The 23,789-nt window shown below is 71.8% G+C and carries 20 protein-coding genes and 1 pseudogene; 9 read left to right on the forward strand and 12 right to left on the reverse strand.

From position 1 onward, the window contains the following. Positions 1-335: pseudogene (locus J5X75_RS42965) on the forward strand (CBM96 family carbohydrate-binding protein); the annotation flags it as partial. A gap of 58 nt (positions 336-393) precedes the next feature. Here J5X75_RS42965 and J5X75_RS42970 read toward each other — a convergent pair. Together J5X75_RS42970 and J5X75_RS42975 are read right to left on the reverse strand one after the other, a co-directional pair. Then, on the reverse strand, positions 394-1,140 hold the full coding sequence (locus J5X75_RS42970; protein ID WP_208473498.1) for a phosphotransferase family protein: 747 nt from the start codon (positions 1,138-1,140) through the stop codon (positions 394-396). Continuing rightward, positions 1,124-2,002, reverse strand: coding sequence for a GNAT family N-acetyltransferase (locus J5X75_RS42975; protein ID WP_208473499.1), 879 nt, complete (start codon positions 2,000-2,002; stop codon positions 1,124-1,126). The genes J5X75_RS42970 and J5X75_RS42975 overlap by 17 nt, the downstream gene beginning before the upstream one ends. A gap of 141 nt (positions 2,003-2,143) precedes the next feature. Here J5X75_RS42975 and J5X75_RS42980 point away from each other — a divergent pair, with 141 nt between their 5' ends. Next, positions 2,144-3,199, forward strand: coding sequence for a hypothetical protein (locus J5X75_RS42980; RefSeq protein WP_208473500.1), 1,056 nt, complete (start codon positions 2,144-2,146; stop codon positions 3,197-3,199). A 27-nt stretch (positions 3,200-3,226) separates the two neighbouring features. Further along, the gene (locus tag J5X75_RS42985; protein WP_208473501.1) at positions 3,227-4,108 is read left to right on the forward strand and encodes a fructosamine kinase family protein; all 882 of its coding nucleotides are present in this window, start codon (positions 3,227-3,229) and stop codon (positions 4,106-4,108) included. Positions 4,109-4,116: 8 nt separating this feature from the next. On the opposite strand, the gene J5X75_RS42990 is transcribed toward J5X75_RS42985, so the two are convergent. Together J5X75_RS42990 and J5X75_RS42995 are read right to left on the reverse strand one after the other, a co-directional pair. Next, positions 4,117-4,515: a hypothetical protein gene (locus J5X75_RS42990; protein WP_208473502.1), complete on the reverse strand. Its 399-nt coding sequence runs from the start codon at positions 4,513-4,515 to the stop codon at positions 4,117-4,119. Between the two features lie 160 nt (positions 4,516-4,675). Next, the gene (locus J5X75_RS42995) at positions 4,676-9,070 is read right to left on the reverse strand and encodes a prealbumin-like fold domain-containing protein (protein WP_208473503.1); all 4,395 of its coding nucleotides are present in this window, start codon (positions 9,068-9,070) and stop codon (positions 4,676-4,678) included. A 140-nt stretch (positions 9,071-9,210) separates the two neighbouring features. Between J5X75_RS42995 and J5X75_RS43000 the strand changes: the two genes are divergently transcribed. Continuing rightward, positions 9,211-9,834, forward strand: coding sequence for a hypothetical protein (locus J5X75_RS43000; protein WP_208473504.1), 624 nt, complete (start codon positions 9,211-9,213; stop codon positions 9,832-9,834). Positions 9,835-9,849: 15 nt separating this feature from the next. Here the strand turns inward: J5X75_RS43000 and J5X75_RS43005 are convergent, their stop codons facing one another. Further along, a complete protein-coding gene (locus J5X75_RS43005; RefSeq protein ID WP_208473505.1) occupies positions 9,850-10,392 on the reverse strand; it encodes a hypothetical protein in 543 nt (180 codons plus the stop codon). 104 nt (positions 10,393-10,496) lie between these two features. Here J5X75_RS43005 and J5X75_RS43010 point away from each other — a divergent pair, with 104 nt between their 5' ends. Continuing rightward, positions 10,497-10,709 carry a helix-turn-helix transcriptional regulator gene (locus J5X75_RS43010; protein WP_208473506.1) on the forward strand — a complete coding sequence of 71 codons (213 nt, stop codon included), beginning with the start codon at positions 10,497-10,499 and terminating at the stop codon, positions 10,707-10,709. A gap of 12 nt (positions 10,710-10,721) precedes the next feature. Here J5X75_RS43010 and J5X75_RS43015 read toward each other — a convergent pair whose 3' ends face one another. Next, positions 10,722-11,288, reverse strand: coding sequence for an alpha/beta fold hydrolase (locus tag J5X75_RS43015; RefSeq protein ID WP_208473507.1), 567 nt, complete (start codon positions 11,286-11,288; stop codon positions 10,722-10,724). Next, positions 11,285-11,872 carry an HD domain-containing protein gene (locus tag J5X75_RS43020; RefSeq protein ID WP_208473508.1) on the reverse strand — a complete coding sequence of 196 codons (588 nt, stop codon included), beginning with the start codon at positions 11,870-11,872 and terminating at the stop codon, positions 11,285-11,287. The genes J5X75_RS43015 and J5X75_RS43020 overlap by 4 nt, the downstream gene beginning before the upstream one ends. A gap of 290 nt (positions 11,873-12,162) precedes the next feature. Between J5X75_RS43020 and J5X75_RS43025 the strand changes: the two genes are divergently transcribed. Then, the gene (locus J5X75_RS43025; RefSeq protein WP_208473509.1) at positions 12,163-12,573 is read left to right on the forward strand and encodes a hypothetical protein; all 411 of its coding nucleotides are present in this window, start codon (positions 12,163-12,165) and stop codon (positions 12,571-12,573) included. Next, on the forward strand, positions 12,566-15,811 hold the full coding sequence (locus tag J5X75_RS43030) for a hypothetical protein (RefSeq protein WP_208473510.1): 3,246 nt from the start codon (positions 12,566-12,568) through the stop codon (positions 15,809-15,811). Before J5X75_RS43025 ends, J5X75_RS43030 begins: the two co-directional genes overlap by 8 nt. 84 nt (positions 15,812-15,895) lie before the next feature. On the opposite strand, the gene J5X75_RS43035 is transcribed toward J5X75_RS43030, so the two are convergent. The 5 genes from J5X75_RS43035 to J5X75_RS43055 all read right to left on the reverse strand — a co-directional run bounded on the left by J5X75_RS43035 (position 15,896) and on the right by J5X75_RS43055 (position 21,721). Further along, complete coding sequence (locus tag J5X75_RS43035; protein ID WP_208473511.1) at positions 15,896-16,687, reverse strand: ABC transporter permease; 792 nt, start codon at positions 16,685-16,687, stop codon at positions 15,896-15,898. Next, positions 16,684-17,649, reverse strand: coding sequence for an ATP-binding cassette domain-containing protein (locus tag J5X75_RS43040; RefSeq protein WP_208473512.1), 966 nt, complete (start codon positions 17,647-17,649; stop codon positions 16,684-16,686). Before J5X75_RS43040 ends, J5X75_RS43035 begins: the two co-directional genes overlap by 4 nt. A gap of 40 nt (positions 17,650-17,689) precedes the next feature. Continuing rightward, a complete protein-coding gene (locus tag J5X75_RS43045; protein ID WP_208473513.1) occupies positions 17,690-18,217 on the reverse strand; it encodes a hypothetical protein in 528 nt (175 codons plus the stop codon). A gap of 149 nt (positions 18,218-18,366) precedes the next feature. Then, positions 18,367-20,655 (reverse strand): ATP-binding protein, encoded by a 2,289-nt coding sequence (locus J5X75_RS43050; protein ID WP_208473514.1) that lies wholly within the window; start codon positions 20,653-20,655, stop codon positions 18,367-18,369. A 37-nt stretch (positions 20,656-20,692) separates the two neighbouring features. Beyond that, entirely contained in the window at positions 20,693-21,721 is a 1,029-nt protein-coding gene (locus J5X75_RS43055) for a LacI family DNA-binding transcriptional regulator (RefSeq protein ID WP_208473515.1), read from the reverse strand. 210 nt (positions 21,722-21,931) lie between these two features. On the opposite strand from J5X75_RS43055, the gene J5X75_RS43060 reads away from it, so the two are divergent. Both J5X75_RS43060 and J5X75_RS43065 read left to right on the forward strand, forming a co-directional pair. Next, positions 21,932-22,825: a carbohydrate ABC transporter permease gene (locus tag J5X75_RS43060; RefSeq protein ID WP_208473516.1), complete on the forward strand. Its 894-nt coding sequence runs from the start codon at positions 21,932-21,934 to the stop codon at positions 22,823-22,825. After that, positions 22,822-23,643, forward strand: a complete 822-nt coding sequence (locus J5X75_RS43065; protein WP_208473517.1) for a carbohydrate ABC transporter permease — start codon at positions 22,822-22,824, stop codon at positions 23,641-23,643. Before J5X75_RS43060 ends, J5X75_RS43065 begins: the two co-directional genes overlap by 4 nt. The last annotated feature ends 146 nt before the right edge of the window (positions 23,644-23,789 follow it).

Genomic DNA, 23,789 nt, shown 5'->3' on the forward strand with positions numbered 1-23,789 from the left:
ACTACGGCACGTTCGCCGACCTGCTCGACCGTAAGCCGAAGAACGGTGGCCCCGGTTTCTACGAGTGGGCGACGACCAAGCACAAGAACAAGCCGCTGATGATCGCCGAGTGGGGTGGCTACCACCGGATCGGGAAGAAGACCGACAAGTCCGCGGTCTACAACAGTGTCCTGCCGGAGCTGAAGAAGCGGCCCGCGATCAAGGCGATCGTGCACTTCGACACCAAGGCCGACGACCAGGGCAACCGCGACATCAGCATCAACAGCACCCCGGCCAGCCTCGCCTCCTTCCGCAAGCTCGCCGCCAACCCCATCTTCAACGTCAAGCTCGCCTGACCGGACACACGCCGAAGCCGCCACCCCACCCCGGGGTGGCGGCTTCGGCTGTGGGGTCTCACATCCGGGATTTCAGCACGTCGAACTCGCAGCCGGGCTGGGACGGGTCGAAGCCGTGTTCGATCAGCCAGCGGGCCGCCACCAGACTGCGCCACGACCACCAACCGCGGATCACGTCGCGGTCGGCATCCGTGCCGTAGCCGGCGAGCACATCGTCGAGGTGTTCCTCGTGTCCGAGCGTCAGGACGGCGAGGTCGAACAGGGCGTCGCCCCGGGCCGCCTCGGACCAGTCGATCACGCCGGTGACCACGTCGTCATCGACGAACACGTGGGTGATCTGCAGGTCGCCGTGGACGAACACCGGTTGCCACGGGCGCAGCGCGGCCTCCGCGACCTCGCGGTTGCGGGTGACCACGTCCTTCCCAAGGACACCGTTGGTGACGAGCCACCCGCATTCGCCGTCGAGCCGGGATGCGAGTTCGTCGAGGCTGCGGCCGGGCCATGGCGGCAGGGGCGCGTCGTGCAGCCGCCGCACGGCCGCACCGGCCGCGGCCCACGCCGCCGGCGACGCGGGTGACGGCTCGCCGAGACGGCCCAGCGCCGTCCCGGGCACGGCGGCGAGCGCGAGCACGGGCGGCTTGCGCCACAGAACCCGCGGGGTCGGGATCGGCGCCAGACCCATCGCCTCGACCTCGACGTCGATGCGCGCCTGATCAGAGTCGATCTTCAAGAACACGTCACCGACGCGCAGGGTCGCCCGCTCGTCATGGGCGACGACGACTTCGACCTCATCCACGCCGGTCATTGTCCGGGAGGGTGGGGCGGCGGAAGTCGGCGACATCGGGGAGCCGGTCGAAACCGGCCGACACGTAGGTCGCCACGGCGCCGGTGTTGCTGCCCGGGGTGCACACCGTCGCCGTGGAGGAGCCCATCTGTTGCAGTGCGGCGGCCGCGGCGACGGTGATGGCGCGGCCGTATCCGTGGCCGCGATGGTCGTGGTGCACCCCCATCGGTTCGAGCAGGCCCGGTCGTCCTTCGCCGGCCGACCACACCGTCACGGTGGCGACCGCCTCACCGTCGGGGCGGTAACCGACCAGGCAGCGGGCTCGGCGGTAGGGCGGGGCGGCGGCCATCGTCTGCCAGCGTTCCCGAGTGAACGTCGAGTGGGGGAAGGACGCCCGCTGAACCGTCACCCGGTCCTCGACGGTCTTCTCATCGACGTGGTGGGCGTCGAGGATCTCGATCCTGAGCCCGCTGTCCTCCACCCGGCCGGTCAGGTTCCGGGTCAGCGGGGTCCACGGTTCGTCGGCCACCCATCCGCTGCGCCGGAGAAGGTCGCCAAAGGCGGCGCCGGAGCGGGCCTCGACGGTCTGGGTGCCGCCGGGCAGTGCGGCCAGCAACCCGGCGGCGAACCCGGCGTCGTCGTCGACGGCCGGGGCGATGCCCATGCGGATCAGCCCGTCCTCGACCATGCCGGCGGCCAGGATCCGCCCGTCACGGGTCCAGACCCGGACGACCTCGGCCAGCTCCCGCGTGCCGAATCGCCAGTGCCAGCCGAGGTCGCCGGGGTGCAGCTGGACCGGGCCGCCGGGGTGCTGCCAGCCCGCCACCGTCTCGACGATTCCGGCAAGCGATTCCGGCGTCGCCCGATGCATCGCGATCGACATGCGCCGACCCAACCACACCACGGTGGTTACGCAATCGGTTTTCGGCGCACCTGCCCTGCTGATCCGGGGCCACACGGGACGGAGGCCGGACTGTAGAGTCGGCCGCGCTTTTCAGATTCCACACGACAGCGGGGGCAGTCGATGCGCATACGGGGACTGCTGGCTCTGGTACTGGCTTCGGGGCTGGTGGTGACGGCTGTGGCCGGCTGTGACGTCTCAGCTCCAGCCCCGGTCACGGCGCCGTCCAGCACTCCGGCCATCACGATCGCCGACCCCCACATGATCACGGACGTGTCCACGTTCATCGACCTCCCCGACCCGAAGGCGGCACCGGCCGGGGCCGCTCTCGACGGGCCCAGCTACCGGTTCCACATCGTGGAGACGGCCACCACCGTCTTTCTCGACGGAGACTTCCTGCCCTACTTCAAGACGGGCGACGCGACCCCGGCCGGCCCGGTCAGCGCCGGGCCCGACAACGAGTTCCTGCTGATCCGGCTCAGCGGACAGGTGGGCAAGAAGGCCTACGTGATGTTCCCGGCCCCGCTCACCGACAACGAGCAGGTGAAGATCCGGGTCGGTGACGAGACGCGGGTCATGCCGGGGCTCCAGGGCTCCGACGGGGTGCTGCTGCTCGTCGTGCCGATCGGCTCCCCGGTCACGCTCGCCGTCACCGAGGCCGGCCGCACCCAGAGCATCGACCTGCGCACCGGCAAACCCGATGCCCAGAGCGCGGCCCTCGCCGCCGGCTCGGCGGAGGGTGAGGCGAACTGGGACGTCTACGGACGATATCCGGGTGACAAGATCGGCGGTCAGGTGAACGTGAAGGCGTCCGCGTACCTGACCCCCTTCGACGGCACGTACGCCAAGCCGGGCAAGATCTGGCTCGACGTGAACCTGGAGCTGTCCTATTGGAGCTGGCGTGAGCTCGGCGGCAGCCTGAACGCGGCGAAGTCCATCCAGGTCAAGGTGGGTGGGCGCACCCTCACCGTGGACGCCGAGGCCACCGACTTCGAACTGCTGACCAGCGGCACTCCCAACCTCTACCAGAACGAGCTGTACGCCAAGGTGCAGGTCCCGAAGGACGGCGTGCGCAAGGTCAGCGTCCGCTTCGTCCCGGTCGGCGGCCTGACCCTCGACGGCGAACCCGCCCGCTTCCAGCCGTCCTCCGCCCCCACCGAGACGATCACGCTGAAATAGCTTCCCGGCCCGAGGAGGTCAACGCTGATGCTTCCGGCGACGTTTCTGGCGGAGCGGCTGTCGCGGGCGGGGATCCGCGACGTCGTCACCGTCGAGCCTGTCAGCGGGGGACTCGCCGCGGTCGCCGGGATCGCGCTGCGCGAGGACGCCCCACCGGTCTTCGTCAAAGCGTTCGCCGACGCACCCGACGGTGACGCCTTCGCCGCGGAGGCCGAAGGACTGACGGCCCTGCGGGAGCGGGGCGGGGTGGCGACACCCGAGGTGCTCCTGGCGAACGAGGAGCTGCTCGTGTTGTCGCTTCTGCAGCCGAGGCCACGCAGTGGATCCTTCTGGGAGCGGTTCGCCCACGCGCTCGCCCACCTGCACACGAGCACTGCCCACCCCCGTTTCGGATGGCACCGCGACAACTGGCTGGGCCGCCGCCGGCAGATCAACACGTGGGCCGACGACGGCTTCGCCTTCTTCGCCGAGCACCGGCTGCTGCGCTGGCTGTCCGAGCCCCGCGTCGAGGCGGCGCTCGAACCCGCCGACCGGGCCGCGCTGGAACGGCTGTGTGCCCGGCTTCCCGAGCTGTTGCCGAAGCGGCCGGCCTGCCTGACGCATGGCGACCTGTGGGCCCAGAACGTGCTGGCCACCACGGACGGGCGGGCGGCGCTGATCGACCCGGCGGTGTCGTATATGTGGGCCGAGGTGGACCTGGCCCACCTCTGGACCACGGCGCCGCCGCCCGAGTCACGCCGGTTCTTCGACGTCTACGCCGAACTGACCGGCCTCGACGACGGCTGGCCGGCCCGCATGCCGATCATCCAGCTGCGACAGCACCTGGCGGTCCTGGCCCAGTTCGACGACGACTGGGGCGCCGCCGAGACCATCCGCGCCACGCTGGCGCCGTTCCGGGCGGGTGCCTGACATGATCATCAGCGGTCAGGAAGCAGCAGCAGGATCGACAGCACCAGCGCCATCCCGAGCGCGGCCATGGTGCCGATCGCATGCCAGGCCGAGAAGACGCCGAGATGCAGGGCATGCCACAGGAAGTGCTCGACGTTGAAGATCAGCCAGGCGCCGCCGGTGACCCGCAGCAGCGTGACCGTCGGCCGGCGGAAGGCGAGCACGCTCAGCACCGCCAGGGCCAGGTAGAGGCCACCGACATCCCGAACCAGGTGCTCGTTGTAGGGCCCGAGCCGGGACACCCAGCCCCAGCCCGGCGACGGGAAATCGCCGTAGAACGACAGGGGGAACGCGGCCGCCCAGACACCGACGACGACGGCCATGACGGCCAGCACGAGAACACAGATCCGCTTCCTGGTCAGAGTCATACCCCTCCGACGATCACGGCCGGCCAGATGTGACAGGCCCGCACGCCGACGAAAATCTCAGATCAGAATCAGACTTTCGTACGCCGAAAGCGCACTCGCCGCTGGCCCCGTCGCCGCGGCAGCGGGCGGTCGCCTCCCCGGACCGGCCCGCTCGATGGCATCACGGGGACGAACCGGCGCCCGGTCGGCGACTCACCCGGCGCAGGAGCAGCCCGAGGACGATCAGGACCGTGGCGAGGTAGCCGGCCGGGATCGGTGCCGGGCCGGTGGCCGGCAGCTGATCGGGCGTTCCGGGCTCGCGTGGGGCCCCCGGCGTGCCGGCCGCCGTCCCGACCGGAACCGTGGAGCGGCAGCGGGTGGCCGGGCCGGCGCAGGACGCGCCGGGAGCGTCGGCGGTGACGGTGTTCCTCAGGCGACGGTCGCCGTGGCCGGAGTCCTTGACCCGTACGGTGTAGGTGATGACCGCCCGCCGGCCCGGGGACAGGGTGCCGTGCCAGGTGAGGTTCGGGGAAGCGTAGGTGACGGTGCCGCGGCTGGCCTTCGCCGAGGTCAGGACCGCGTCGTCGAGGACGCCGGTGAGCCGGTCGTGGACGGTGGCGTCGGGATAGCCGGTGGCGCCGGTGTTGGTGACGGTGACGGTGTAGGTCACCGGCTGGCCGGGCCGGACCCTGGTCTGCCCCGCCGTCTTGGTGACCGTGTACCGGTGGGTCTCGTGGGTGAGGCGGCAGTTGACGATCCGGTACGCGGTCATGCCGGCGCCGTCGATGGTGACCGTGGTGCCGGTGAGGGTGGTCGGGACCGGCTTGCCGGTGAAGGCGTCGTAGCAGTCCAGTTCGGTGGGTATCCAGCCGGCCGGACCGGCCTGGGTGAGGGCGACGTCCAGGTCGGGGGTGGGGACCAGCAGTTGGGTGCCGGTCGCGGTGAAGTCCGGATTGACGGTGACGGGCCGGTTCGCGACCTCGGTGGTCACGGCGAAGACGGGCACGTCCGCCGGGACGGTCGGGTCGGTGTCCAGGTTGCCGGTGGTGTAGCGAAACGTGCCGACGTCGTCGAGGGAGCGCACCTGCAGGCAGACCGCGGTGGTCAGCACCCGGACCTCGTCGAGCAGGAAGGTGTCCGTGGTGGCGGCGCCGGTCGGGGTGACGGCCTGCCGGAATGCGATCTCGCCGGATTTCGGTACGCCGGCCGGCGGCAGGTAGACGACCAGGGTGCGGGACTGGTTCATCGGGATTCCGGCCGGCGAGACGGTGGCACCGCCGGCCTCGGTGACGGTCGCGGAACCGGCGGCACCGCCGGCCGGGGAGGTTTCGACGGTGGCGTAGAGCGTGCCGCCGTACCAGATCTGCAGGGCGGCCCGGTCGCCTTCGCCGGTGTCGCGGGGCACCAGGTCGACGGCGATCGCGCCGAGCGGGGCGACGCCGCTGATGGACTGGGCCAGCCGGTTGTCGCCGAAGGTGGCCGCGGGGTCGGGGTTGGTGGCTCGCCCGCCGGTCGCCACCCAGGAACCGGTGCGCGTCCAGCCGGTCAGTCCGTCGTCGAACGCGTCGTTGCGGATCAGGTTGGTGACCGGGCAGGGCTGGTCCGCCGGCGCCACCGGCCGGTTCGTGAAGGTACAGGTGAGATCGTCGCCGCCGCGCAGGGTGTAGGGCAGGGGGACCACCGCGCCGGTGCGGGCCTCGACGCAGACCCGGGTGGTGGTCCGCCAGCCGGGCGCCCGGTTCTGGGTGATGGTGAGGACCTGGCCGATCTGGGTGTGGTCCAGAGTGCGGCTGCCGGCCTCGTTCGTGGTCGTGATCGCCGGAGCGGCCGGGGCCGGTCCACCGCCGACGGTGTAGTGGAAGGTCGCGTCGCGGGAGATGGTGGTGGCCACCAGGGTCACCTTCGGCGCGAGCGGTTCCTCGGTCAGGTAGCAGTTCACGGTGGTCCGGCCGGTGATTGCGGCTCCGTCGACGGTGACCGCCCCGGCGGCGATCGAGGCGGGCACGGCCGCGCCGGTGGCGGCGTTGAGGCAGTCGACGGTGTCCGGCCGCCAATCTGCCGGGCCGGTCTGCGTCAGCACGACGTCGGTGCCCGGGGCGAGCAGGGACAGGTGTGGGGCGGCCGAGCTGAAGTCCTTGCTGACCGTGGCCGGGTTGTCCGCCGCGGTGGTGGTGACGGTGAGGCCGGGATCGGCGGCCGGGGTGGCCGGATCCGTGTCGGCGTTGGTCGCCTGGAACGCGAACGTGCCATAGCCGCCCACCGATTCGACCTGCAGGCATATCGCGGCGGCGTGCACCACCACGTCGTCGATCGCGAAGCGGTCGGCCGCGGTGTCCGCGGATTCCGTGACGGCCATCCGGAACTCCAGGTCGCCGGCGCGGGGGACGCTGCCGGGCAGGACGACGGTGACGGTGCCGCCGCCTGCCATCGGGATGCTCGCGGGGCTCGCCGTGGCGCCGCCGGCGGCGGTGACCGTGGCGTTGCCGCCGAAACCGGTGGCGGCGGGACTGGTGGTCACCGTGGCGTAGACCGTGCCGCCGTAGACGATCTGCAACTCGGCCCGGTTGCCGCCGCTGCCGCCGGTGCCGTCGACCGGGACGACATCGACCGCGACCGTCGCGCCGGCGGTGATCCCGTTGATCGGCTGGCCGAGCCGGTCACCGCCGAACGTCGCGCCCGGATCACCGTTCACCGCCCGGCCGCCGGCGGCCGTCCAGCCGCCGGATCCGGTCCATCCGGTGAGGCCCGTGCCGAAGGCGCCGTTGCGGATCCGGTTCGCGGCGCACGGCTGATAGACCGCCGCGAGCGGCCGGTGAACGAAGGTGCACACGACGTCGTCCGCGGTCCGCAGGGTGTACGGCATCCTCACCGCGGCGCCGCTCCTCGCGTCGGCGCACACACTGCTGGTCAGCCGCCACCCGGTGACCGGGTCGGGGATCACGTCGACCTGCTGCCCGACCTGTGTGCCGGTCAGCACGAGCCGGCCGGTCCGGCCCGAGGTGGTGATCGAGGGGTGGGCCGGGGCGGGCCCACCGGTGACGGTGTAGCCGAAGGTGCCGTCCATGACCGCGGTGTTGGTCACGATGGTGACCCGCGGCCGCGGCGTGTTGGCCAGAACGCACTCGATCGCGTCGCCCGCGGCCGGCGTCACCGTGGGCGGGGCGGCGAGGTCCACCGGCCCGGCCGGGAGTACCGTCGGCGAGCCGGTGCGGGAGTTGGTGCAGGAGATCGACGTCTGGTAGCGGCCCGGGTTCGTGGTGCCGGCCGCGACCTCGGTCAGCGTGTAGGTGGTGCCCGGGGTCACGTCGGTCGACCCGGTGGTGCCGGTCCCGGGGGTGACCGTGGCGCCGGTGCCGGCGGTGGTGCTCGCCGCGGTCGGGCCGATCACCGTCGCGCCGTCGCGGATCTGTACGGTGAACTGGTCGCCCGCCTCGGCGCGTGGGGTGGTCAGCTGCTTGGACAGGCTGATGCCGGCCGCGGCCGCCGACACCGTCACGTTCGCGGGCTGTGCCGGTGCGAAGTTGCCGAACGAGCAGGTGCCGGCGTCGCCGCCGACGGTGGAGAGCCCGAAACCGGCGAACCCGCCACCGCCGCTGGTGCTCGACTCCGACGCCCTGTCCCGGTTCGCGACCCGGATGCTGAACCGGTACGCCTGCCCGGCGACGACCGGCCATCCGGCGGTGTTCCAGGTGCCCCGGTACGACGGTGTCTCGGCGACGTTGTGATAGCCGCCGTTGGGCCCGGGCCTGGTCGCGGGGTCGTATCCGGCGGACCAGTTGACGTACGCGCCGTCGTCGGCCTGGCTCATGCACAGAGTGACCGAACCGGTTCTGGGGGCGTGGTAGGTGCCCGCGATCTCCCACGTACGGATGCAGTTCTTGATGGACGGCGTCGGCCAGCAGGTGGTGTCGGTGGACTGGGTGAGCACCTGTTTGGTGCTGACCGTGGCGGAGCAGGGCCGTAGCTCGCCCCAGGCGTCGGTGAAGTTCCGGCAGGCCGGCGGCGGGCCGGTGTAGGGATCCGACGGTGGCCACGACGGTGAGATCGGGGTTCGTTCGTCACTGCCGATCCAGTACGGGTCCTGGACGCGCATCAGCAGGTCGCCGCCGGCCGGGGTGAACTGGTCCGCGGTGACCGGGCCGAAGCTGCCCGCCCGGTCCCCGTTCGGTGTCCCGGCGGGCGCGGACACCTGCACCGACACCGGCACCCGGCTCCCGTCGGCCAGACTCGGGACCGTGCACGTCACCGTGGGCGCGGCGAACGCGCAGGTGCCGGCTCCCACGGTCGCGCCCTGATAGGCCAGGCCGGTGGGCACGGTGTAGGTGAACCGGATGCTCGTGGCGTTGCTCGGGCCGTGGTTGACCAGGGTGGCCGTGACCGGCCGGGCACCACCGCCCGGCGCGATCGCCGGTGTCGTCACGTCGGTGAGGAACAGTTCCGCCCGCGACCCGTCCCAGGTCCGGGGCGCCGCCGCGCTCACCGGGGCGGCCGGGAACGTCAGCATCGGCAGCAGGACCAGGGCGGTGACGGCGAGGACCGCCCGTGGTCGGCGGGACCGGACGTTTGACGCCAGCACGTGCACACCCCCTGAGCAGCGTCTTTTGCTGCCGTCGGGAGTCTAACTAGGGGAAAACCTATGAAAACGAGTGATTCGTCAAACTTGCTGACAACAGCGTGGTGCTCCGCTCGCTGCCGCCATCGACCACAATGACCGGAATGCTGGAGGAGTTGCGAAGCAGGATCGAGCGGTGCCGTGCCGCCGCGGCCGAGTCGGGTCTGCCGGTCGAGATCGGGCCGCCGCTGGCATTGCGGGAGGCGCCCGCGGACGCGCCGCCGGCCGCCGTGGCGGCGTTCCGGCTGTTCGAGTGGGTCGCCGGCCCGCTCTTCCGGTTCGACTGCCCCGACGAACTGCGCTCGCTCGAAGGGTGGCGGTCGCGGCCGGACATCGAGATGCTCCTGCCCATGCCGATCGATCTCGGCTGGGAGATGTGGTCGTGGCAGTCCCTGACGAAGGGCCGTCTCGGCGTCCGCGGCGGCGAGTCCATCTCCCTCGACCCGGTCAAGGGCGACGTGTACTACGTCGAGGACTGGGCGTGGTTCCAGAGGAACATCGACTGGGAGGTCGTCGAGGAGGTTCACCACCCGATCGCGCCGGATGCGGTGACCTTCTTCGCCGATTGGGTCTTCGGGCCGCGCTATCCGGAGCTGGTCTCCCTCGTGCTCGGCCCCGGGCTGCTGGAACACCGCATCCGCAAGGGCCGCAACAAGGGCGAGCTCACCGATGCCTGGCTGCGCCTGCTCCAGCGGGCCGGGCTGCTCCCGGGCCACGAGCGGAGCTGACGGCGTTGCCGCTGGTCAGCAGGGAGACTGGAGGTTCTCGGGGTCCTGGTCGGTCGCGGTGACCGCGAACGCCGCCGGGGCCGGGGAGGCGGACGAGCCCGGTGGCGGATCGAAGGCGACGGTGACCACCACCCTCGTACCCTCGATGTCTTTGACCAGGCACGATATGCCGCGCAGGAAGGCGAGCGCCGGAGCGACCTCCGGAGCTATGGCGGTGGAGGCGTTTCGCCAGCCGTCCTTCTTCAGCTCGTCCCAGTAGTAGGCCCGGATCTCGGATTCCGTCAGCGTGCTGCGGTAGGTGTGAGCGGCGTGGGAGGCGACCGGATCGCCGGAGTCGTCCTCCCCGCAGCCGGAGAACCCGCCGGTGGCTTCGGCACCGACGGGGCGCGCGTCCAGGATCGGCAGCCGCGCCAGCACTGCCACCCGCTCCTCCTCGTGCTCGGTACACCGTACGTGTCCCGGCTCGTTCCGCTCCTCGGTGCAGCCGCCGAGGAGGCAGCCGCCGAGCAGGCAGACGGCGAGTGCGAGGGCCGTCGTGGGCCTCGACCGGGTGACCATGCCGCGCAGTATGTCCCACCCGGAAATGCCCCGGCCGGGTGGGACTTGCTTGTCGTTGAGCCGCTGGTCCCGATGCATCTTGTCATTCGGCTATAGTCCGCTGTATGCCAGCGAAGCCGATCAGCCTCATGGGTGCGCACGAGATCCGAGTTCGCCTCGGCGGTGTCAGCCGCCAGCGCGCCTACCAGATCACCACTCGGACGGACTTCCCGAAGCCGGTCGCGGACCTGGCCCAGGGCAAGATCTGGTTGACCGACGACGTCGAGACGTGGATGAAGGCCCACCGGCGCAGCGCGGACGACGCCGACGAGATGTAGTCGGCGTCGCGGTCAGCGGCCGGCGTCGAGGAAATCGATGACCGCGCGCCGCAGGGTCTCCACGTTGCCGATGAGGACGTGCCCGCCGTGGTCCAGTTCGAGCGTGCGGGCGTCGGACAGCCGAGCGCTGAACCGTTCGACGTCGTCGTGCGGCGCCAGCAGGGCGTGTGCGGCGTTGATGATGAGCACCGGGGCGGTGATCCCGGATACCGGGATGCGGTCGGCGAGGGCGTGCCGTGCCACCGTGGCCCGGTCGTGGACGGTGCCCGCCCGGCGGGGAGCCAGCGGGAACATCGTCGCGTTGATCGCGTTCAGCTCGTCGGCGTCGTCCTTCGCGAGCTGCGCCGGAGGTGCTCCCGCGGCCAGTTTCACCACGGCCGGGACCTTCGTGGTCAGCCACAGCAGGAACTGTGCCCGGGCCAGGACGCGTACCGCCGGGACGGGCGGCAGCGGCGCCCGTCCCGCCAGCGGCAGCAGGGGTGATTCGAGGACCAGACGGCGGACGCGCCGGGGATGGTCGGCGGCCAGCTGCAGCGCGATGTCGATCAAGGTCTCGACCTGCGTGATCTCCGTCGTCACGCAGCCGACGGCAGGTGGTCGACCATGGCGAGCCGATGCTGGACACGGACGACCGCGGCGCGCAGCAGCGGTGTGCGGAGCTGGCGTGCGGCCGCGTTTGGGGAGTCGGGTCCGTGCCGGCGCAGCATGTCGGCGAGACGCAGTTCGAAGTTGACGACCCGGCCGTTCGGGCCGACCGTCTGGTCCGCGTAGGTCAGCGCGTCGGACACTCGCGACTGTTCGCGCGGGAATCGGGTGATGCGCTCGGCCAGGCCGCGGGCCTGGGCCGCGTACAACGCCGCGGAGTGGTGGGCGACCAGAGCGACGATCCGTGACGGCCACCCCGTGGCCTCCAGGTGGCGGGCCCCGTCGATCGGGTGGAAGCCGGTGTCGTACAGGGCGGCGGCGTATCCGATGTCGTGCAACCAGGCCGCGGCCAGCAGGATCTCGCCCTCGCTGCGCGGCCCGACCGTGGCGGCCGCCATCTCGGCCCGTCGCGCCACCCCGACGGTGTGCCGCCAGCGGTCCGGCAGATCCACCAGAAGCCGTTGCGCGAGGTCACGGGCACGGTGGACATCCCCGACGGAACGGAGAGCGTCGATCATCAGAGTCCTCCGTGGATATGGCGGCGTGGATGACACTGCTGGAAGCGCGTGACGCGAAGGTGAACGCGGGGGAAACGCCGTTCGGCCCGAGATCGCCCCGGGCGCGGTCGTCGGGCCGCTGAGCTGCGTCGACGTCCATGACCGACGATGCGTGGTGCCGGTGAGATGTCCGTCACGCCAACGGCAGGCGTCCACCACGCGTCGCTGACGGGGCGGTGCCGCGAGTGATGACCTTCTAGGCAGGGACGACGGTCTTGGGTGATGATGCGTGAGTGGACGATCGACGGAAAGTGATCTTTGCGGTTGCTCTGGTGGTCCTCGGCCTCGGCGGCGTCGGCTGGGTCCTGAGCGGCCTCGGGCTGGACCGGGCCGAGAAGTGGGTGTCGCTCGTCGGTGTGTTCCTGTCGGTGAGCCTCGGCGCCGCTGGCGTGATTCTGGGCTGGGCCACCTGGCGGCACAGCCGCGGCCCCGAACGCCCGGCGACGACGGCGGCCGGACCGAGTTCGGTCGCTGTCGCCGACGCGAACTCCGGGAAGATCGACGCGCAGGCGACAGGCGCCTCCGGGGAGAACCGGGCGGGCAGCGCGCCGCCGGGTGGCGTCACCGCGCTGGGGCCCGCCTCGGTCGCGATCGGTGGGACGAACACCGCCGACATCACCACCCGGTTCGACGGGACACCCCACCGCCCGAAGGATGAGTAGCGGCCCGGAGGATCCACCCACCGGCCACCGCGAGGACATGGGTGGCCGTACGACCGCTGCCGCGCCGGGATCGGTCGCGATCGGTGGCGACAACTACGGGACGGTGACCACCAACGTCACCCAGCACATCCGCCAGTTCCTGCTGTTCGGTCGCCGGTCCCGGACCGGTGTCACCGCCATGGCCGACCGGCTCGCCGCCGTGGTGCGCAGGCAGTGGTCGGCCGAGGCCACCCAACTGAACGTGCACAGCGAGGACCGGCTGCCGATCAGCTGGAAACCGGCTCTGGACGGGCTGTGCGCCAGCGTCCGCGACTCCCGCGCCTGGGTGCAGCGGCACGACGCCCCGGCCGTGCCCAGCCGGAAAGCCGGTTGGGTCGCGTCCACGGCAGCGCTCGAGGGCGCCGACCTCGATCTGGCCGATGTGTGGCTGACCCGGACCCCGACCCGGCGCCTGGTCGTGCTCGGCGAGGCCGGGGCCGGCAAGACCGAACTGATCATCCGTACGGTCGTCGAGGTGATCGGCCGTCGCGCCGAGTTCGGCGGTGTCGTCCCGGTCATCGTCCCGGCCGCCGCGTGGGACGGCGCGCCCTACCCGGTGCCGGGCAGCGGCGAATCCGGCGAGGACCGGGGATTCGCCAGAGCCGGCCGCGACCAGCCGGGGGACAGCGTCGAACTGTGGCTGGAACGCTGGCTCATCCGCAACTACCGCTTCCTGGGCCAGCTGGCCCCGGTCGCCGGTGACCCGTCGTACGCCATGGCCCTGCTGCGATCGAACCGTCTCGCGATCGTCATAGACGGGTTCGACGAGGTCCCACCGCAGGTCCGTGACGGACTGCTGTCCTACCTGCGCGACGACATCCACGTGAACCCGCAACGGATTCTGCTGCTGACCAGCCGGCCGGTGGAGTTCACCCGGGTGGCGCTCGCCCACACTCCCGCCGCTCTGGGCGCCGCCACCGGCGTCAAACTCGATCCGCAGCCCGGCGACGTCGTCGTCGAATACCTTCGCCGGCAGGCCGGGCAGCGCAGCCGGTGGGACACGGTCGACAGCGCCGTACGCCGCGGCGGCCCGCTCGCCGCGGTCCTGGAGACCCCGATGATGGCCCTGCTGGCCGACACCGTCTACAACGCCGCCGCGGACCCGCCGGACCCCGCCGACCTGACGCGGTTCACCAGCGAGAAGGCGATCGAGCAGCACCTGCTCGACCGGTACGTCGCCGCCCGGTACCGCGATCTGCGCCCCGGGCAGCTGGCGAACGTGAACCGGTGGCTGCGGTTCCTGGCGTCGTCGTTGCGCGACCGTCCGAACCCCACCGACCTGACCTGGTGGAACCTGCGGCCGCCACCCGCCCGGCACGAGCCGGACGGCGACGCCGGGCGGCTGTCGCCTCGCCGCCGCGGAATCCTGCGGGTCGTGGCGGTGCTGGCCGCGGCCGTCGGGTGGACGATGCTGTCCGCGACCACGTTCAACGGCTGGTTCTATCAGGACCTCGAACTCGGGTTGTTCGCCGGCGCCCGGGTCACCGCCGCGGCGGTGCTCTGCTGTCTGATGGCCGTCCTGCTGACCGGCAGCCTGGGCGCCGGCGCCCTGGCCGTCGCCGGCGCGTACATCGCCGGCACCGTCAGCGCCGGTTACGACCTGGCCATCGTCGCGGCCATCGCGGGCGGGTTCGCCTGGCGGCCGCTGTCGGTGCGGCGGCCGCGCTGGTGGCAGGTGCTGCTGTTCGTCGCCGGGGCGGTGACGGCCGGTGCGGTCCTGCAGGACGACACCCCATCGCCCGGATCGAGCACCGGCACCCCCTGGACGATGGGGTTCGGGGCCGGCTTCGCCGACGGCTGGTCCAGCCGCGGCGACGAGACCGTCAACGGCGCGCTGCTGACGGCGCTGGTGGCCGGGCTGCTGCTGTGGACCGCGATCCAGGCCACCACCGCAACCCGCCGGAACACATCGGCGGCCGCGCCGGTCGTGGCCGCCGCCCTGATCGGTGTGGTCACCGCGGTGCTCGGCGGACTCACCGACGGGGTCCGCCCGGACGTGACGAACGGATGGCTGATCGGACCGGCTGACGGCTGGGCCGCGGCGGTGGCGGTGTGGTGTGCCGCGACCTGGGCCTACGCTCGCCCCGGCCGGGGCGCCGGGCCCGCGCCGTCGCGTGGCCGTGCGATACGCAGGGCCCGGCTGGCCGCGGCTCTCGCCGGCGTCACGACCATCGCGTTGAACGGCCTCGCGTACCTGGGAAGGACCGACATCGACGGCGACTGGTTCCGTGCCGCGGCGGACGGTGTGGGTGTCGCGGTCGTCGTGTGGTTCGTCTTCCACCCCGACCGGGTCACGCCGGTGCCCGGCGATGGTCGCGGCCGGGTCGGCGTGTGGGCGTGGGCGGTCGCCGCCGCGGTGGGGTGCGCGTGTCTGGACGCGCTGTCAGCGGGATGGGGCCGTGCCCCGATCACCGGCCTCGCCGTCGGCCTGATCGTCGCGTACGCCGGGATCGAGCTGCGGCGGCCGGTCATCGACGGCGAGACCCGGCAAGGACTGCTGGACACGCCGTTGCACGCCGGCGCGTTCGTCGCGGCGGTGACCGGCGTCGCTGCCGGGTTCGCGTACGGACTGATGCTCGGGGTGACCTTCGGGCTGGCGGTGAAGGTGTCACGCGACGTGGCCACCCGCCGGTTCCCGGCACGTGCGCCGAACCTCACCTGGCTGGGAACGACCGGCGGGCTCATCCTCGGCGCGGTGGTCGGCGTCGCCGCCGGATTCAGCGGAGTGCCGGCGATCTGGCTGTTCCCCATCGCCGTGACCAGCGGCGCGGCGGCGGCGGTGGCGTTCGGAGCGTACGGCGAGTCGGCGACCGAGACGGAGGTGCTGTCCCCGCGGGAGCTGCTGGTCCAGGACCGGCGCACGTTCCTGACCGCGGTCACGGTCATCGCCGTGGGGCTGGGCGTGGCGACCGGCATCCGGGCGGCGGCGCAGGGCGGCGGTGTGTTCGTCGGCTCCGTCGCGGCGCTGAGCACCATCGTCACCTACGGCGTCAGCGCCGGCCTGCTGACCGCGGTCGCCCAGTCCCGGTACGGGGCGTACACCCTGTGGCGGATGATCTACGCGGCCCAGGGCAGGCTGCCGTGGCGGCTGATGACGTTCCTCGCCGACGCGCACCGGCGCGGGATTCTCCGGCGCAACGGCCCGGTCTACCAGTTCCGTCACCAGTTCCTGCAGGACCGTCTCACCGGCCAGGACTGACGGGTCGGGCCCGTACGGCGCGGCAGGGCGGCGCAGGCCGACGCGGTGTCGGCGTGCGCCGCCCGGTTCGGGACAGCCCGCGGGTTACTTGGAATCGCGGTTGAAGGTCGCCGTCGACCAGAGATATCCGAGGACCGACAGGCCGAGACACCAGGCGACGGCGAGCCAGCCGTGGTGGCCGATCTCGCTGCCGAGCAGCAGGCCGCGGAGGGTCTCGATGGCGGGCGTGAACGGCTGGTACTCGGCGATCGGCTGGAACCAGCCGGGCATCGAGTCGACCGGGACGAAGGCGCTCGACAGCAGGGGCAGCAGGATCAGCGGCATCGCGTTGTTGCTGGCGGCTTCGGCGTTCGGGCTGACCAGGCCCATGCCGACCGCGATCCAGGTGAGCGCCAGGGAGAAGAGCACGAGCAGCCCGAACGCGGCGAGCCAGTCCACGGTCGTGGCGCCGGTGGAGCGGAAGCCGATGGCCACGGCGACCGCGCCGACGAGGATCACGCTCATGACCGACTGGAGCACGCTGCCGGCGACGTGCCCGACCAGCACCGACCCGCGGTGGATCGCCATCGTGCGGAAGCGGGCGATGATGCCCTCGGTCATGTCGTTGGCGACGGAGACCGCGGTTCCGATCACGGTGCTGCCGACGGTCATCAGCAGCAGGCCGGGGACGAGGTAGGCGATGTACTGGGAACGGTCCGGCCCGCCGTCGCCGATCCCGGCGCTCAGCGCGTCCCCGAAGATGTAGACGAAGAGCAGGAGCAGCATGATCGGGGTGAGCAGCAGGTTGAGGGTCAGCGATGGGTAGCGCCGGGCGTGCAGCAGGTTGCGGCGCAGCATGGTGGACGAGTCGCGTGCGGCGAGGGTGAGGGTGCTCATCGGACGGTCTCCTTGGGCTTGTCGGTGATGCCGGCCGCGCCGCCGGTCAGGGCGAAGAACACGTCGTCGAGGTCGGGGGTGTGCACGGTGAGGGTGTCGGCGTGCACGCTGGCGGCGTCTAGGCGGCCGAGGATCACGTGCAGTTCGCGCTGGGTGCCGTCGCTGGGGATGCGCAGGGTCAGCGCCTGGTCGTCGCGTACCGTCTCACGCAGGGCTCCGCTGGCTCGCGCGTACGCCGCGGGGTCGTCGAAGCGCAGCCGGACGTGCCCGCCGGGGATGAGCCGTTTCAGTTCCTCGGCGGTGCCCTCGGCGGCGATCCGGCCGTCGGTGAGCACGGCGATGCGGTCGGCGAGTTCGTCGGCCTCCTCCAGATACTGGGTGGTCAGGAAGACGGTGACGCCGTCGGCGACGAGGTCGCGGATGATCTGCCACATGTTGTGACGGCTGCGCGGGTCGAGGCCGGTGGTCGGTTCGTCGAGGAAGATGATCCGCGGCCCGCCGACCAGGGTCATGGCGAGGTCGAGGCGGCGCTTCATGCCGCCGGAGTAGGTGGAGGCCGGCTTCTTCGCCGCGTCCACCAGATCGAAGCGTTCCAGCAGGTCGGCGGTGACGCGCCGGCCCGCGCCGGGGGACAGGTGATACAGGTCGGCCATGAGCAGCATGTTCTCCTCGCCGGTGATCAGCCCGTCGACGGCGGAGAACTGGCCGGTGACGCCGATCGTGCGGCGTACCGCCTGCGGGTCGGTGGCGAGGTCGTGGCCGCCGACGCGGATGTCGCCGGAGGTGGGGCCGGCGGAGATGAGGGTGGACAGGATCTGGACCGTGGTGGTCTTGCCGGCGCCGTTCGGGCCGAGCAGGGAGAAGATCGTTCCTTCCGCGACGGCCAGGTCGACGCCGTCGAGGACGACTTTGTCGCCGTAGGACTTGCGCAGCCCGTGAGCCGCGATGGCCAGGTTGGTCATGGGGGTGTGCTCCTGTTCCTGAGGTTGATTGAACGGACGGTCATCGGGGCCACGGGGACGGCCCCGCCCTGATCGGGGGAACCGCGGGGCAGCCGAGCCGGTCGGCGATCACGTCCAGGACCCGCCGCAGATCGCGGGACATGCGGGTGTGCAGGTCGATCTCGGCGATCCCGTCCGCGTACCCGGGGTGCCCGGGGAGCACCTGGTGGACGCGGTGGACCACCCGGGTGCCGGCGGGGCACGTCTCGGTGGTGTGCACGCCGGCGTACCAGCTGCGTACCGCCACTCTGGACCGGGACCGGTCCACCTGGATCTCCACCGGCTCCACCGGCCCGGCGAGCTCGGCGCGGTAGGCGCCGGCGCCGGGCCGGGCGACGACCGTCATCGCACCCTGCCGGGCCGCCGAGGCCCTGGCCAGGATCAGCAGGTTGTCGTCGCCGACGCGGCCTTCGGCGACGGCGAGCAGAAGCGGGGTGACCGCGGTGACGGGCGCGGCAAGCGTCCCCTGCACCTGCCACCTGGTGGGCAGCGCGTCCAGTTCGGCGAGCAGGGAAGGTGTCGTTCGCATGCGGCAAGCCTCGGCGCGGCGGCCGGGCCGGGACAACGCACGCCGGGCCCGCCGGGACGCGGCGAACCCCGTCGAACCCCGCTTCGACCTGCGGTTTCACTGCGGCGGGCGAGCGCCCGCGCGGGTGTCCCGGGACGGGACGGGACAGCTCAGGAGGCCCGGGTCAGTCCCGCACGCGCCGCGGTCACGAGATAGGTGAGCCCGTGCGTGGTGGCGACCTCCAGCGCCGCCCGGAAGTGCCGGGCCGCGGCGTCCCGGTCGCCGGTGTCCAGGCACGCCTGCGCGTACGGGAGAAGGCTGCGCGCCATCCGGTGCGGCTCGCCGGCCCGCTCGAGAAGCCGCATGGCCTCGGCCTGCCTGGCCGTCGCCTCGTCGGGGCGCCCGAGGTGGAGCAGGGCGACGGCCGCGTCGGTGAGGTCGGCCGCCTCGAAGATGGGGTGCCGGGTCGACCGGTCGATCGCGATGGCCCGCTCGGCGAAATCGAGGGCGGCCCGAGCGTCGCCCAAGCCGAGCGCCGCCCGGCCCAGCACCTCCAGGCACATGCGTTCGGTCTGCCGGTCCTGCCCGGGGACGGATCCGATCAGCTCCGCGACGACCTCGCGTGCCTCGGCGTGCTGTCCCAGCCGTACCAGAGCCTGACCGAGACCGGTGCACACCCGCACCCGGACCGCCTCGACGGGAGGCCGCAGCGCGGTCGCCCGTCGCAGCAGGGCGACGGCGCCCTCGGCGTCGGCGGTGTACATGCGGATCTCCGCCAGTTGCAGGAGCGCGAACGCCTCGCTGACGGTGTCGCCTTCCGCGGCCATCAGCTCGCGGGCCTGCTCGAGCGGTGGCGCCGCCTCCACCGGCCGGCCGGCGCGCATCAGCACGGCGCCCAACAGGTACCGGTGGGCGGCGAGCACACGACGGTCCCCGAGTCGTTCGGCGGCCGGCAGGGTGAGCAGGAGCCCACGATGCAGCTCGGCCGCGCCGCCGCGCCGCCCGTAGGAGATGGTGGCCAGCTGGCCGAGCCCGACGGCCGGCGTGTCGAGGCCTGATCGCACCGCCAGCGAGAGCGTCGCGGTGAGGTTGAGCCACTCGGTGTCCATCCAATCCACGGCGGTCTCGTAGTCGGCGAGGCCGGGCAGTGCGGGCGGTGGCTGTGACACGGTGACCGGCAGCGGGATGAGAACCTCGACCTGCTCTTTCACGACCAGCATGCCGCTGAGGTAGTAGTCGGCGAGGCGGGCGATCGCCGGCGCCGGGTCGGCCGCGGCGCCGTCGGTGTGGACGGCGGTCTGCCGGAGCAGGTCGTGCATCCGGTAGCGGCCCGGCGCCGGTTCCTGGACCAGGTGGACGTCGACCAGGTCCTCCAGCAGCCAACGGGCGTTGGCCGGCGGGATCCCGGCGAGGGCGGCGGCGCCGTACGCGTCGATGTCCTCACCCGGCACCAGCCCGAGCAGCCCGAACATCCGCCGCTGGGCCGGGTCGAGCTGGCGCAGCGACATCTCGAACACCTGTGACACCGCCGGTTCGCCGTCACGCAGTCGCTCCACCAGCGTGTCCAGCGTCCACGCCGGCCGGTGCCGCAGCCGTGCGGCGGCGACCCGGATGGCCAGCGGGAGGTTCCCGCAGCGGCGCAGCACCTCGCCGACGTCGCCGGGCCGGGTCCCGCCCGCGGAGGCCACGAACAGCTGCGCCGCCTCCTCGGTGGGCAGGACGTCCAGCGAGATCGGCTGGACGCCGTCCAGTTCCACCATCCGCCGGCGGCTGGTGATCACGACGAAGCCGGGACCGGCGCCGGGCAGCAGATCGCGTACGTGATCCGCGTCGGCGGCGTTGTCCAGCAGCACGATCGCCCGGCGCGTGGCCAGCTCCGAACGCCACAGCGCGGCCCGCTCGGCGACCCCGTCGGGAATGCCACCCGGCGGCAGACCGAGCGCGGCCAGCAGCACACGCAGCGCCTCCGCCGGCTCAACCCGCTCCCGGCCCGGGGTGAACCCGTGCAGGTCCAGGTAGAGCCGGCCGTCGGGGAAGTCGGCGGCCAGCAGATGTGCGGCGTGGATGGCCAGCGCGGACTTGCCGACCCCGCCCATGCCGTCGATCGTCACCATCGGCGCGCTGCGCGCGGTGGACAGAAGAAGCTCCAGCTCCGCGCGGCGTCCGGTGAAGGCGGTGACGTCGTGCGGCAGATCATTGCGTACGGTCGGCGGCGCGGTCGTGGTCGTGCTCGCCGTGGGCTGCTCCCTGGCCCGTTCCCACATCTCCCGCAACGGCCGCGGGTCACGGCCGGCCGCCCGGCACAGCGCCACCACCGTCGGCCACGGTGGAACGGCCTGCCCGGAGAAGTAGCGGGACAGCGAGGAACTGCTGACGTGGATGTCGCGTTCGAGTTCGCGCAGGCTCCGCCCGGTCAGGTCACGCAGCTGCCGCAGTCGTCCCGCCAACTCGTCGCGCACGCTTGCCAGCCTTCCTCCGACGCCGCGCTGATCATATTCAGGCGGTGGCGGTGGTGCGGCGCACGACCAGGGTGGGGGAGAGCTTCACCTGTGCGGTGCGGCGGTCACGGTTGCCGATGCGGTCGATGAGCAGGCGTGCGGCGGCCGCGCCCATCTGGCGGCCGTCCTGGTCGACGCTGGTCAGCGAGATCGGCCCGAAGGCGGCCAGGGCGCTGTTGTCGTAGCCGGCGACCGAGATGTCGCCGGGCACGGTGAGGCCGGCCTCGGCGATCGCCTCCAGCGCGCCGAGGGCGACGACGTCGGCGCCGGCGAAGATGGCGGTGGGCCGGACCGGGCGGGCGAGCAGCTGCTGGGCGCCCAGGTATCCGCCGGCCTGGGTGTAGCTGGTCGACGCGATGTCGATCTCGGCGTGCAGGCCGTGGGCGGTCATCGCCTGCCGGTAGCCGTCGGCGCGTTGGGCGTTGGGCATCTCGGCGAGGCGGACCCGGTCGGTCTCGTGGTGTTCGATGTGGGCGATGCGGCGGTGGCCGAGGCCGACGAGGTGGTCGACGACCAGGGCGGCGCCGGCGATGTCGTCGTCGGTGACGCTGTCGTAGGCGGGGGAGGAGCCGTGCCGGCCGACGACCACGGTGGGGACGCTGCGGGCGACCTCGGTGAGGCGCTTCTTCGCCGACACGGGGGCGATCAGGACGAGGCCGTCCATGCTGCGGTCGATCATCGCGTCGATGACCCGGGCCTCGGCCTTCTCGCCGTTGCAGCCGGGTGCGAGCAGGACCTGGTAGGGGCTGTCGCCGAGCTGGGCGGTGATGCCGTCGAGGATGTCGGCGAAGAACAGGTTGCGCAGCTCGGGCAGCATCACGCCGATGGTGTACGTCTGCCCGCGCAGGCCTCGTGCGGCGGCGGACGGCCGGTAGCCGAGTTCGGCGATGGCCTGGCGCACCTTCTCGCGCATCGCGGGGCTGGCGCCGTACGCGTCACGCAGCACCTTGGAGACGGCGGTGGTGGACACCTGGGCGTGGCGCGCGACGTCGACGATGGTGACGCGCCGGGGCGCGGGCTTGTCCACCGGCTCTCCTTCATGGTCAGGGTTCAGTAAAGCGTACTGAACGGCGCAGCCGCGTGAAACGTTGCCCACCATCGAACCCTTGACGCTGATCGACGTGGGCTCGTAAGGTCGGCGAAACATTTGGAAAACGTTACCCACATCACTCCGGTGCCGCGTCGGCGGCCGGTTCGTGCCACCTGTCTATGAAACGATTCAGCAAGGTGGGTGCCCGTGGCAACCGATCTCCGCACCAGGCGTCCCGCGGCGCCACCCTGGTGGTTCACCGTCCCGGCGCTGCTGCTGTTCGCCTTCGTGGTGCTCGTCCCGAGCGCCCGCGGCGTCTACTACGCCTTCACCGACTGGGACGGCCTCGACCCGGACCTCGCGTTCATCGGCCTGGACAACTTCACCGCGATGGCCGGCGACCCGGACGCCCTCCAGGCCATCCGGCACACCCTGGTGATCGCGGTGACGATCACCGTCGTCCAGAACGGCCTGGGCCTGCTGCTCGCCCTCGGCGTCACCACCGCGATCAAGAGCCGCAACCTGCTGCGGGTCCTGCTGTTCGCCCCGGCCGTCGTCGCCCAGATCGTCACCGCCTACCTGTGGCGCAACCTGCTCGGCCCGGACGGCGCCGTCAACAGCCTGCTCGCCGGCCTCGGCCTGGACTCCTGGCGGCAGAACTGGCTCGGCGACCCGGACCTGGCGCTGTGGATGGTCGTGCTGGTCGTGGTGTGGCAGTACGCCGGCTACTCGATGGTCATCTTCGTCGCCGGCCTCCAGTCGATCCCCCAGGAGATCCACGAGGCGGCCGCGATCGACGGCACCGGCCCCGTCCGCCGCTTCTGGTCGGTGACCCGGCCGCTGCTCGCGCCCGCCATCACGATCAACGTGATGCTGTCGGTCATCGGCGGGCTCAAACTGTTCGACCAGGTCTACGGCATGACCGGCGGCGGGCCCGGACACGCCACCGACACCATCTCCACGCTGATCTACAAGGACGCGTTCACCCTCGGCGAGTTCGGCTACAGCATCGCCCTCGCCGTGGTGCTCACCGCCGTCGTCGCGGTCGTCTCCGCCGGCCAGTACGCCGTCCTCGACCGCAACGAGAAGGCGACGACATGAACCGCTACACCCGCCGTACCCTCGCTCTGGAAATGCTGATGATCGCGGTGGCGGCCGTCTTCGCCTTCCCGGTCTACGTGCTGGTCAACCTGGCCTTCCGGGCGCCCAGCGACACCTCCTCGCCGATCGCGCTCACCCGGAGCCCGACATTGAGCAACTTCACCCAGGCCTGGCAGGAGGGCGGCCTCGGCGGCGCTCTGATCAACAGCATCGTGGTCACGACGGTCAGCGTCCTGATCGTGCTGGCCGTGTCGTCGCTGGCGGCCTACCCGTTGGCCCGCTCCACCGCCCGCTGGTCGCGCGGGACCTTTCTGCTGATCATGCTCGGGCTGATCCTGCCGTTCCAGCTCGCCGCCCTGCCGCTCTACCAGACCGTCCGCGACCTGGGTCTACTCGGCTCGGTGTGGTCGCTGGTGCTGTTCTACTCCGGCCTGCAGGTCCCGTTCACCACGTTCCTCTACGTCGGTTTCCTGCGCGCCCTGCCCCGCGACTTCGAGGAGGCCGCCACCATCGACGGCTGCGGCCCGCTGACCGCGTTCCGCTACGTCATCCTGCCGATGCTCAAACCGGTCACGGTCACCGCGCTGGTGCTCAACGCGGTCAGCGTGTGGAACGACTTCTTCACCCCCCTGCTCTACCTGTCCGGCAGCGACCAGCAGACCATGCCGGTCGCGGTCGCCGGCTTCGTCGGCCAGTTCGTCGCCGACTGGAACCTCATCTTCGCCGCCCTGCTGATCAGCATCGTGCCGGTCCTCGCCGTCTACCTGGCCCTCCAGCGCAGCATCATCGACGGCTTCGCCGGAGGACTCAAAGGCTGACCCCCTCATCTCCCACGAAGGAGTTTCAATGACCATGTCAAGCCGCGTACGGCGTGATCGGCGGTGAGGGATGGAACTCACGGCCGTCTCGCAGCAGGGCCCAGATGACGTCGATCAGGCGGCGGGCCAGGGCGATCAAGGCTTGG

It is taken from the genome of Actinoplanes flavus (assembly GCF_017592555.1).
Classification (GTDB): domain Bacteria; phylum Actinomycetota; class Actinomycetes; order Mycobacteriales; family Micromonosporaceae; genus Actinoplanes; species Actinoplanes flavus.

Bases quoted from the DNA above. Each gene is read 5' to 3' on its own strand.
- J5X75_RS42970 (WP_208473498.1), bottom strand. From the start codon at position 1,140: ATGACCGGCGTGGATGAGGTCGAAGTCGTCGTCGCCCATGACGAGCGG.
- J5X75_RS42975 (WP_208473499.1), bottom strand. From the start codon at position 2,002: ATGTCGATCGCGATGCATCGGGCGACGCCGGAATCGCTTGCCGGAATC.
- J5X75_RS43000 (WP_208473504.1), top strand. From the start codon at position 9,211: ATGCTGGAGGAGTTGCGAAGCAGGATCGAGCGGTGCCGTGCCGCCGCG.
- J5X75_RS43035 (WP_208473511.1), bottom strand. From the start codon at position 16,687: ATGAGCACCCTCACCCTCGCCGCACGCGACTCGTCCACCATGCTGCGC.
- J5X75_RS42985 (WP_208473501.1), top strand. From the start codon at position 3,227: ATGCTTCCGGCGACGTTTCTGGCGGAGCGGCTGTCGCGGGCGGGGATC.
- J5X75_RS42990 (WP_208473502.1), bottom strand. From the start codon at position 4,515: ATGACTCTGACCAGGAAGCGGATCTGTGTTCTCGTGCTGGCCGTCATG.
- J5X75_RS43040 (WP_208473512.1), bottom strand. From the start codon at position 17,649: ATGACCAACCTGGCCATCGCGGCTCACGGGCTGCGCAAGTCCTACGGC.
- J5X75_RS43005 (WP_208473505.1), bottom strand. From the start codon at position 10,392: ATGGTCACCCGGTCGAGGCCCACGACGGCCCTCGCACTCGCCGTCTGC.
- J5X75_RS42980 (WP_208473500.1), top strand. From the start codon at position 2,144: ATGCGCATACGGGGACTGCTGGCTCTGGTACTGGCTTCGGGGCTGGTG.
- J5X75_RS43020 (WP_208473508.1), bottom strand. From the start codon at position 11,872: ATGATCGACGCTCTCCGTTCCGTCGGGGATGTCCACCGTGCCCGTGAC.
- J5X75_RS43065 (WP_208473517.1), top strand. From the start codon at position 22,822: ATGAACCGCTACACCCGCCGTACCCTCGCTCTGGAAATGCTGATGATC.
- J5X75_RS43045 (WP_208473513.1), bottom strand. From the start codon at position 18,217: ATGCGAACGACACCTTCCCTGCTCGCCGAACTGGACGCGCTGCCCACC.
- J5X75_RS43010 (WP_208473506.1), top strand. From the start codon at position 10,497: ATGCCAGCGAAGCCGATCAGCCTCATGGGTGCGCACGAGATCCGAGTT.
- J5X75_RS43030 (WP_208473510.1), top strand. From the start codon at position 12,566: ATGAGTAGCGGCCCGGAGGATCCACCCACCGGCCACCGCGAGGACATG.